The 9,696-nt window shown below is 71.1% G+C and carries 7 protein-coding genes; all 7 read right to left on the bottom strand.

Translation table 11 applies throughout. From position 1 onward, the window contains the following. The coding region (locus ACWEF2_RS20730; protein WP_453817450.1) for an nSTAND1 domain-containing NTPase at positions 1–3,141 on the bottom strand (3,141 nt) is incomplete at its 3' end. 535 nt (positions 3,142–3,676) lie between these two features. Further along, positions 3,677–4,144 (bottom strand): NUDIX hydrolase, encoded by a 468-nt coding sequence (locus ACWEF2_RS20725; protein ID WP_453817448.1) that lies wholly within the window; start codon positions 4,142–4,144, stop codon positions 3,677–3,679. A 26-nt stretch (positions 4,145–4,170) separates the two neighbouring features. After that, complete coding sequence (locus tag ACWEF2_RS20720; protein ID WP_453817446.1) at positions 4,171–5,793, bottom strand: carbamoyltransferase family protein; 1,623 nt, start codon at positions 5,791–5,793, stop codon at positions 4,171–4,173. Further along, positions 5,790–6,665, bottom strand: a complete 876-nt coding sequence (locus tag ACWEF2_RS20715) for a hypothetical protein (protein ID WP_453817445.1) — start codon at positions 6,663–6,665, stop codon at positions 5,790–5,792. Before ACWEF2_RS20715 ends, ACWEF2_RS20720 begins: the two co-directional genes overlap by 4 nt. Beyond that, positions 6,662–7,723 (bottom strand): Gfo/Idh/MocA family protein, encoded by a 1,062-nt coding sequence (locus tag ACWEF2_RS20710; protein WP_453817443.1) that lies wholly within the window; start codon positions 7,721–7,723, stop codon positions 6,662–6,664. The genes ACWEF2_RS20715 and ACWEF2_RS20710 overlap by 4 nt, the downstream gene beginning before the upstream one ends. Then, on the bottom strand, positions 7,720–8,802 hold the full coding sequence (locus ACWEF2_RS20705) for a Gfo/Idh/MocA family protein (protein ID WP_453817441.1): 1,083 nt from the start codon (positions 8,800–8,802) through the stop codon (positions 7,720–7,722). Before ACWEF2_RS20705 ends, ACWEF2_RS20710 begins: the two co-directional genes overlap by 4 nt. Beyond that, a complete protein-coding gene (locus tag ACWEF2_RS20700) occupies positions 8,799–9,686 on the bottom strand; it encodes a sugar phosphate isomerase/epimerase family protein (RefSeq protein WP_453817439.1) in 888 nt (295 codons plus the stop codon). Before ACWEF2_RS20700 ends, ACWEF2_RS20705 begins: the two co-directional genes overlap by 4 nt. Between the last annotated feature and the right edge of the window lie 10 nt (positions 9,687–9,696).

Here is a 9,696-nt window from a genome sequence, read left to right as displayed (position 1 = left end):
GGCGACCGGTTTGCCGGTGGTCGTGTTCCAGATCCGCACGGTGCCGTCGTCTCCGGCGGTGGCCAGGGTGTGGCCGTCCGGGCTGAACGCCACCGAGCGCACCGCGCCAGTGTGGCCGGTGAGTGGGGCGCCGATCTGCCGGCCGGTGGCCGCGTCCCAGATCCGCACCGTGTTGTCGTCTCCGCCGCTGGCCAGGCGTTTGCCGTCCGGGCTGAACGCCACCGAGTTCACCTCGTCGGTGTGGCCGGTGAGTGGGGCGCCGATCTGCCGGCCGGTGGTCGTGTTCCAGATCCGCACGGTGCCGTCGTCTCCGGCGGTGGCCAGGGTGTGGCCGTCCGGGCTGAACGCCACCGAGAACACCGGGCCGGTGTGGCCGGTGAGTGGGGCGCCGATCTGCCGGCCGGTGGCCGCGTCCCAGATCCGCACCGTGTTGTCGTCTCCGCCGCTGGCCAGGCGTTTGCCGTCCGGGCTGAACGCCACCGAGTTCACCTCGTCGGTGTGGCCGGTGAGTGGGGCGCCGATCTGCCGGCCGGTGGTCGTGTTCCAGATCCGCACCGTGCCGTCGTCTCCGGCGGTGGCCAGGGTGTGGCCGTCCGGGCTGAACGCCACCGAGAACACCGGGCCGGTGTGGCCGGTCAGGACGGCGCGTGCGGGTTGGCCAAGGAGCGCGGCCATGCTCACCCGCGCCTCGTCGGTCGGGGCGAGGGCCTGCGCCGCGGCGGCCAGCCGCGCCGAGGTCGCCGGGTCGCCGGGCAGGGCTTGGCTGTCGGCGGCCGCGTCCCGGGATGCGGCCTGGGCACTGCGGGCCAGTGCCAACGCGCGTTGCTGGTTGGCGTCCTGGGCGGAGCGCACCGCGACCACCACGGTGATGATCGCGACCACCAGCAGCCCGGCCAACGCGGTGAACACGGCTTGTCGGCGGCGGGTCCGGGTGGCGGCCCGGGTGCCGGCGTGCAGGAAGGCCGCCGCAGACCCGGGCAGGCCGAAGGCCCCATAGCGGCTCGGGTCGGCCTGCCAGCGGGCGGCGGCCTCCTCGGCGGCCTGCAGGCGGACCCCGCGATATAGAAACGACGCATCCCGGTCGCGCTGGTCCCACTCGTCGGTGTCCTGCAGGATCTCGGTGTGCAGGGCGCGGTCGGCGCGCTCGTCGGCCAGCCAGGCGCGCAGTCGCGGCCAGGAGCTCAGCAGCACGTCGTGGGAGATCTGCACCCGGTCGGCGTCGACGACGATGAGCCGCCGGCGGGCGAAGACCTCCAGCACCTCCTCGACCGCGGCGCGCCCGGCCTCGGGGCGGCCGGTGTGCAACGCGGTGCGCTCGACGGTGCGGCGGGCCAGTACGTCGTCGCCGGTGACGGCCGTCAACTGTTCGAACACCCGCTGGGTCGTTTCCTGGCGGTCGGGGGCCAGGGCGGTGTAGGTGGTCTCGGCGCTGGTGGCCACCGCGTGGGTCACCCCGCCGGTGCGCGCGTATCCCCGGCTGGTCAGGCGGTCGCCTTCGCGGTGCTCCCAGACGGTGAGCATGGTCTGCGACAGCAGCGGCAACACCCCCGCCTCACACCCGCCGCCCGGGGCGCGCAGCTCGCTGAGGATGACGTCGACCAGGCCGGGCTCGATTTCCAGGCCGGCTGCGTCGGCGGGGCCGGTGACCACCCGCCGCAGGTCCGCCTCGCGCATCGGGCCGACGACGAACGGCCCGTCCTGCAGCGCGGCGGCCAGGTGCGGGTGGGCGGCGCAGCGGTCGACGAAATCGCCGCGCACCGCGACCACCACCAACGCCGCCGGAGCCTCGCCCGGTCCGCACGGGACGGTCGCGGCCGCGTGCAAGGCGGCGATGAACGCCTCCCGCTCCGCCACGGCCTGCGTCGCCTGGGTCGCCTGCTCGCCGGTGTCGGGGGTGAGGGTGAGGGTGAAGATCTCCTCGAACTGGTCGACGACCAGCACCAGCCTGCCCCCCGCCGCAACCTGGGCCGGGAGGGTGCGGCGGCGGGCGTCGGTCTCCACAGCCTGGCGCACCAGCAGCGGCGCCTGCCGCGGATCGCCGGACAGGCTGCGCACCACCTCCGGAGCCGGGAGGTTCGCCAGCGCGGCCAAAGCACCGGCCAAGCGCGTCAGCGGGGAGCCGGTCGGCTCCACAACCAGCACCGGCCAATCCCGCGCCGCCTCCGTCAGCTCCCCCCGGCCGACCGCTGGCAACAGGCCCGCGCGCAGCAGCGAGGACTTCCCCGCCCCCGACGCGCCGGTCACCACCACCATCCCCGGGAAGGACAGCCGCCGGGACACGGAGGTGACCAGCTGCGCGGTGGTCACCTCCCGGCCGTAGAACACCTCGGCGTCGGCCTCGGTGAAGGGCACCAGCCCCCGATACGGGCACCCCTCCCCCCACCGCACCCGCCCGCCGCCGAGCGCGCCGTCCGGGGGTTGGCGGGGAAGCTCCGACACCAGCTGCAACAGCAGCCGGATATCGGTCGCCTGCCGATACTGCAACCCCACCACCACACCCAGCTGCGCCCCCTGCGCATCCTGGCCGTCCCGCAGCACCCGCAGCCGATCCTCAACAGCCGCCAAAGTGAAGCCGAACTCGGCGAACTCCCGCCCCAACCCGGCCAACCCACAGGCCAGCTGTTCTTGCAGGTCACGATCCCCGGCCTGGATCGCCGCCTCGATCGCCGCACCGACCGCACCGACCCGGTCCAGCAGACGCGCGATCTCCGCACGCAGCTCCTCGGCCTCCTGGCCGCCGCCTTCCAGGATCTGCTGGATCCGCCGCTCCAGCTCTGTCTCCAACCCCTGCCGCGACGGCTCACCATCGCCGCCGTCACCGGTGTTGCCGCCGAGGCGGGCGATGGCGGCTTTGACGATGTCGGTCAGCAGGTTCCCGCCAACCGCGGTCGCGGCTCCCAGCAGCGCGGCCCCCGACGCGGCCCCGGCCGTGGCGTTCTGGGGGTCACAAAACGCCCCGAACGCCCCCGCCGACAACACCGCCAGCAACACCGGAGACGACCAGCGGCGCGCCCCGGCACCGGTGGTGTGCGCCAGCCGCGCCACCCGGGCCCGTACCCCGGCCCGCATCAGCTCCGATCGAACCTCGTTCTCCTCGTACTCCCTGTGCTCCCTGTTCTCCTCGCGCTCTTCAATGCTCACCCCGCCAATATCACGTACCCATGATCGGAAAATCCGCATAATCACTGATCATCTGCCGATCCACAGGAAGATCGGCTGAAAACAGCCCCGCCCCCTGGCTCGGGGAAGAGTCTCGCGAGGCACTCGCGCAGGCGCGCCTGCCGATCCCCCGACCCGGCGGAGGCGGGCGTCGGCCACCGGCACTCCCCACCCCCTCTGAAACTCCGTGGCCCACGGAGTTCGGGGGGCTTCCCGGGGGCCTCGGCGACCGCGCGGGGGCGGGGGTTTCGCGGCCTTGGCCCCGCCCCGGGGCGGCCTTGGGGCTGGCTACCGGGAATGGGTATTCCCAGAACCTCCTGGGACGGCCTTCGGGGAGGATCGGAACCGAACCGTTGTCAACCCCGCCGGGCTACCGCCAAAAACCGGTCCGATCCTCCCTCAGGCCGATACCGCCGGGATGTGGCCGTGAGGTTCGGAGCTGGAGAGAGTCCGGCTGCCTAGCCGTCGCCGTGTGGGGGAAGCCGACGGTCCGGTCACCTCACCTGAGGCTGTGTGCTCAGCCAGTGAAAGTGAAGGGGATGGTCGGGGTTCCTTTGGAGAGGAAGTGGTCGATCAGCGTTGTGAGCCCGACCGGGTAGACCACCTGGTCGGTGGCACGCAGGTCCGCCGGAGCCCACCACTCCCAGCCCAGGATGCCGTCGGTCTGGGTGGCGCGGGCGGGGGCGACGCGGGCGGCCGGGATCCGGACGACGAAGTAGCGCTCGATCTGCCGGACGGACTCCCCCTGGATCAGATGCTCCTTGATGCGGGTGGCGATCTGCGGGCCGAGTTCCACGTCGGTGACGCCGAGCTCCTCGCCGAGTTCCCGGCGAAGGGCGGCCTGGTAGTCCTCACCTGGGTTGAGCGCGCCTCCGGGAGTGGCCCAGAAGACCTTGCCGCCCTCGTCGTAGCGGAGTAGCAGGACGCGGCCGCCGTCGTCCAGGACGATGGCGCGGGCGGCCTCGCGGATCCTCGGGGTGCTCATCTCCCTATCGTCCCAGCACGCCCACCTCATCGGATCTTCTCCACCAGATAGTCCCCCAGGCACAGCACATCCAAGTCGCTCGCCTGGAATGTCGCGAGTGCATCGGCCGGGGTCTCCACGATCGGCTCGCGGTCGTTGAAGCTGGTGTTGAGTACGACGGGCACGCCGGTGAGGGCTCTGAAGTGTTCGATGAGCGCGGCGAAGCTCGGAGAGGTCGCCCGGTCGACGGTCTGGACGCGGGCGGTCCCGTCGACGTGGACCACGCCGGGGATCCGGTTCCTGGCACCGTGGCGGACGGCGGGTGCGAGCAGCATGAACGGGGACGGGCCGTCCAGGTCAAACCAGCGGGAGGCGTCGGCGGAGAGGACGGCGGGGGCGAACGGCCGGAAGGGCTCTCGGTGCTTGATCCGGCTGTTCAGTGCGTCCCGGCCGGTGGCGCTGCGCGGGTCGGCCAGGATCGAGCGGTTGCCCAGTGCCCGGGGGCCGAGCTCGCTGCCGCCCTGGAACCAGCCGACCAGGCGCCCGTCGGTAAGCATCTGCGCCGCGCAGGCGGGGATGTCGCTCTCCCGGCGCCAGGTGAAGGGGGCGAATCGGCGTTCAACGAGGCCCGAGCGGGGATCGCGGTTCAACGCCAACTCGATCTCCTCGTCGGAGTAGGAACGGCCGAAGGAATCCACGGTCAGAGGACGGCGAGGCAACTCGCCGGTGAGGTGGTGCAGGCCGTACAGGGCGTTGCCGAGGGCCTGGCCGCGGTCGGAGGCCGAGGGCGGGACGAACAGACCGGCCACCTCGGGCAGACGGCGGATCCTGTCGTTGGCGACGCAGTTGAGCGCGACCCCGCCGGCCATGCACACCTCGCTCACCCCGGTGATCGAGACGATCGCCTGGACGAGCGCGCACAGCACCTGCTCCACCTGGTCTTGGAGATAGGCCGCGGCGTCGATGCCACGCGGGTGATTGCCCTGGCTGCCGGGCGGGCCGAAGTCGAAGCCGGTCGCCGCGGCGAGGGTGGCGACACCCCGAGCGTGGGTGGTCTCCAACCGTCCGTAGACGCGGGTGTCGTGGATGTCGAACAACGGCGCGAGGTAGGCGGCCGGATTCCCATAGGAGGCCAGGGCCATCGTCTTGCCCGCCTCCTGCGGGTGCCAGCCGAGGTGTTCGGTGAAGGCCTCGTAGGTGGCGCCGATCCCACCGTGGCGACCTCGCTTGGGGTCGTTGCCGCCGAGCCGTTCGATGCCGTCGGGGCCGGCCAGGTAGAAGGTTTCGGTGTCGGCGTGGTTGCCCGCACCGTCGGCGACCAGCACGGTGGCCATGTCGTAGGGGCCCAGGCAGTAGGCGGTGTAGGCATGGGAGAGATGGTGGTCGAGGACGCGGATCCTGCTCTCCTCGACGCCGAGATGGAACAGCCCGGTGTCGGACGGGACGGCCGGAGTGCGACCGACGTTGCTGACCACGATCAGGTCGACGTCGTCCAGGCGCAGCCCGGCGGCTCGCAGGCAGTACAGCAGGGCGGCCTGCCAGCCGGGGCTGTAACGGGTGCGGTTGAGGCGCTCCTCGCCGATGGCGATCATCTCATCGGGAGTAACCAGGGCGGCGCCTCCGTCGTGTCCGAGGTTGATGCCCACCGCGCACGGCGTCTTTCTGCTCATGAGCCGGTCTCCGTGAACCGGCCGGACCCGAGGGGGTTCCAGAGGGAGGTGCGGTCGCCGGCCTGGTGCAGGGCGGCGAGCTGGAACATCTGCATCAGCCCGCCCCGGTAGATGAAGGCGGGGGTGACGGGATTGCCGAGAACGGCGGCTCCGCCTGCGGCGTTGTGAGCGATCGCGAAGGCGTCGTCGACGAGAGGTCTGGGATCGATCGGCCACACGTCCGATGGGAGTGAGACCCCGGCCACGGCCAGTTCGGTGGCCACGATCTCCAGAACGGCCTGTCGGCTGAGCGGCCCGGTGTCGATGACCAGCGGCGGTCGGGGGCACAGCCCGGGCGCGTGCTCACGGTAGAACAGATCCATCTGTTCCAGGAGGTCCGGGTCGTACCACTGCTGCCAACGGGGGTGGGCGGGATGCCCGCCACGACGGTGCAGGCTGTCCCCGGCTCCGACCTGAAGGATCACCGTGCGCATGTCGGCGGGCAGCACCGGTGCGATGTGCTTCCGGTGGTAGTCCAGGGCCTTGGCGTAGGGAAGCGCGTCGGGATGGCGGGTGGCGAAACAGTAGGCCAGCACTCCCAGGTGGTTGCGGTCCAGTAACACCACCTGGGCGTCGTGCTTCACCGCGCAGTCCGACAGGACGGCGGCGCGTAGTCGTTCCGATCGCAGATACCACAGGGTGTGGGCCGCGGTGCCGGGGTGGACGGGCGCCTCCGTGCCGCTGACGAGCTTGATGTTGGGTTCGGAGAAGAACACGCACCGGTCACCGAGCGTGGGAACGAGGGCGGCGAGCAGGCTGGTCTTGCCCGCGCCGGGTGGCCCTTCGAAGGCGAGTGTCACGGAGGGGGAAGCCTCCAGGCGCGTCACGATCATCGTGGATGACCTCCCTCACGTTCGTGGAGTACACGGGGGACGTCGATCCACGCTCCGTCGGCCTGGGCGGAGGTCGCCGCGGCCTGGGCCAGGGCCAGGGTGCGCAGATGGTCGCCGACGTGGTGAGGCGGGAGCCGGTCATCGGCGAGAGCCTGCGCGAACGCGGTGTAGGCGGCCAGGATCCCGTCGGGCACCCACTCTCCGGGCGGGGTCCGGGAGATGGTCTTCCCCGTGGCGGTGTGCAGGGTCGCGGTGGTGTAGGTGAGGTGTGCGTCTCCCTTGGTGCCGTTGACGAACCAGTTGCTCGCCCACGCCGCCACCGAGCGGGTCGCGTCGTACAGGGCTAGAGAGGCGACCAAGGGCGGGTCGTCGAATCGCAGCATGATCGTGTAGGCCAGCGGGCAGAACGCGCTCTGACCTGGGATGCGGACGGTGCGGGCGGCGACGGCGACCGGCTCACGCCCGGTGTGCCAGCGGACCAGGTCCAGGTAGTGCAGACCGTGGTCAACGAACAGGTAGTCGGGGTGGTCGGTGTACCAGGTGCGTTCGTCCTCACCGAAGTGGTGCACGTGGGCCAGATGCACGATCTCCCCCAGTTTCCCGGCGGCGATCCACCCGGTGAGCACCCGTTGGGGCGGTGCCCAGCGCAGGTTGTGGTTAACCGCGACCGGTACCCCCGCGGCCGCCGCCTGCTCAGTGATCGTGACGGCCTCCTCAAGGGTGTAGGCGAGGGGCTTCTGAACCAGGAGCGGCTTGCCATACGGCAGTAGCGAGGCGATCAGCGCGGCCCGGCCGGTCGGCGGGGTCGCGATGTCGATGAGGGCGACATTCGGATCTGCGGCCAGTTCGGCGGCGCTTGCGTGGACCCGCAAGGGGTCACCCGGCCAGGCGGCCGCAAGGTTCTGCGCGGAGGTTCCGGTGGCGCTGCAGACGGCGACCAGTGGGACGCCACCGGCGGCGTAGGCGGGCAGGTGGCCGGTACGGGCGATCCGGCCCGCACCGATCAGTCCTACCCGCGGTCGCCTCCCCGGCGGTTGTTCCGTGCTGTTGTCGTTCATGCGAGGAGCCGCCTCTCCATGAGGGGAACGGTTTCGTTCGGGATGGAGGCGAGAAGGGCGAGATCCAGGGCGAGCCGCTCGATCCGTTCCGCCAATTCGGTACTGCCCACCTGCTGCCAGACAGGTTCCGCTCCGAGTACGGGAAGACCGGAGGCACGGCGCAGGCGGACATCGATACCGCTCCACATCGAGGCGAACGCCCGGTGTGGCGATCCCGCCTTCTGCTGTCCTTCGCCTCCCGACAGGCCCGTCAGGTACGGCGAGGCGAACGCGAGGGTCTCCGAGCGGTTGCCGATGTCGAGATGAATCTCGTCGCGATAGATCCCGGTCGACGCGCCGGTGATGATCACGGTGAACACGGCGTCACCACCGCGGACGAGGGCGTGGAGGGTCCCCACTCCGAGGGTGGTGACGCAGGCGAGCGCCGTAAGCTCGGGGCAGATCACCGCCAGAGTCGTGAGCTGGTGGTATCCCTGCCACAGCAGCACCTGCAGTACCCGCATCCGGTGCGCGTCCAGCCTGGCCGGCAACGACGGCGGCGGATCGGCGCCGAAGGTGTACGGCGCGAAGCCCGCCGGAAGAAACGCGGCCCTGGCGGCCTGGTCGGTCCCGTCGGCCTTGGTGAGAACACCACCGTTGATCTTCCCGGCCGGGACCGTCTCCAGCAGCGCGTGCAAGGCCGGGTCGTAGGCACGCATCGCCCCCACCTCCAGCAGCAGGCCCGCCCGGAGTGCTTGCTGACGCAACTCGGCGGTACGCCCGGCGTTCAGGCTGAGGGGCTTCTCGGTGAAGACATGTGTCCCCGTCTCCAGGGCCAGCTCGATCAAAGGTTCGTGTACGCCGGTGAGGACCAGGAGCATGTCGGCTTCGTCGAGCACCTCGACCACGTTGGTCGCGAAGCGCGGAACGGCGAAGCGGCGTGCCGCCTCCCAGGCTCGGTCCACCTCGCGGTCGGCGACGGCCATCACCTCGAACGCCGGATGAGTGGCGAGGAGCGGCAGGTGGATCCCGAACGCCGCTCCGCCGCACCCGGCGATCGCCAGCCGCCATCTCCGGCGCTCACCGGTCCCGGTGTTCATGCGGTGTCCACGATCGCTCGGGTGGTCAGGTAGGCACGGGTGGCGATCTCGGCCTCCGGCAGCAGCCGCAGCTCGGGGTTGAACAGTTCGACCGACAGCGGCCCGCCGTACCCCGCGGTTTCGATCGCTCGTACGAACGCTGCCCAGTTCAGGGCCCCTGCTCCGGGAAGCAGCCGCATCTTGTCGGTCCACTGGTCCGGCGGCTGCTCAGCCGGAATGTCGGCGATCTGCACGTGTTCGATCGGCAGTGGGGCCAGTCCGGTCAGGTGCGTGGGGTCGGCACCGGTGGCGGCCCAGTGGAAGGAGTCCACGCACACGCCCACGTCGTCACGGCCGACGCGCTCCAGGAGTTCGGCCAGGCGTGGGAGACTGGCGGCGACCTCGTGCGGCCCTTCCAGGCAGGCGTCCAGACCGGCACGGGTTCCGACGGCCTCGACGGCCAGCCGTACTCCGTGGTCGGCAGCCGCCTCGGCCAGGCTCCGCAGTCGCTTAACCGCGGTCGTGATCGCGGCCCGTGGGTCGCCTCCGGTGCGCGGGTTGAGCAGTACGGTGGCGACCGGGCAGCCAATCATGCGGAATGCGGCCAGTCGTTCGGGAAGGTCGGCCAGCGCCGCGGTGTAGGCGTCGTCGGTGATCAGCAGCGGCGCCGGCAGCACCGGCCCGGCCGGGACGATGCCGCTGGCGGCGGCCACGCTCAGCCCGAGCTCGGTCAGGAGCTCGGCGGTTTTCTCCGGCCCGTAGGCGATCGCCTGCTGGATCGACAGCTCTACGGTGCGGAAAGATGTCGCGGCGGCCAGGTACAGGAAGTCCTCTATGTCCAGGCCGGTAACGGTGGCCGGGTTAAGGCAGGGTGCCAGGGGCGGCCGACCGGAATGGGAGATCATGGGGTCGCTC

The sequence above is a fragment of the Streptosporangium sp. NPDC004631 genome (assembly GCF_053601935.1).
Note: the sequence above shows the minus strand (reverse complement) of the source record. Positions and strands in the feature narration are given on the sequence as shown.